Source organism: Enorma phocaeensis (assembly GCF_016901575.1).
Lineage (GTDB): Bacteria > Actinomycetota > Coriobacteriia > Coriobacteriales > Coriobacteriaceae > Limicola > Limicola phocaeensis_A.
On the sequence record NZ_JACJKQ010000070.1, the window covers coordinates 1 to 662 of the forward strand.

The 662-nt window shown below is 74.5% G+C and carries 1 protein-coding gene; it reads left to right on the forward strand.

What is annotated here, in order from left to right:
* Positions 1 to 662, forward strand: a 662-nt coding sequence (locus tag H6A15_RS10220; RefSeq protein ID WP_204673647.1) for an IS30 family transposase, incomplete at both ends; no start/stop codon positions are given.

A 662-nucleotide genomic window follows, 5' to 3' on the forward strand; every position in this document is an offset into this window, starting at 1 on the left:
AGGGCCGCTGGTCGCCCGAGCAGCTCGAGGGCAGGATCGCGCTCGAGCGCCCCGGGCTGGCCGTCAGCGACACCACGATCTACCGGGAGATACGCTCCGGCAGGCTCGACCGCCGCGTGGGCGGCAGGAAGGCGGCGGCGAGGCTCAGGCGGGGCGGCAGGCGCCGCGGGCGGGGCGCGGAGGAGACGCGGGGCAAGATCAGGGTGTCGCACGAGCTGTCCGAGCGGCCGGCGGCGGCGGACGCCCGCTCGCGCGTCGGGGACTGGGAGGGCGACACGGTCGCCGGGCGCGCCGGCGGGGCGTGCCTGCTCACCATGGTCGACCGCATGAGCGGGCTCCTCGCCGGCGGCAAGTCGCCGTCGAGGAGGAAGGGGCCGGTCAGGGAGGCGATGGTGTCGTCGATGCGCGGGAGGCCCTGCAGGACGGTCACCCTCGACCGCGGCAAGGAGTTCGCCGAGCACGAGCTGTTCACCGAGGCCGTCGGCGCCGAGTGCTACTTCTGCCCGCCGCACCATCCGTGGGACCGCGGGACCAACGAGAACACCAACGGGCTGCTGCGCCAGTACTTCCCCAAGGGCTGCGACCTCGACGCCGTGAGCGACGAGGAGGTCGCGGCGGTGTATGATGACCTGAACCGCAGGCCGCGCGAGCGCCTGGGCTGG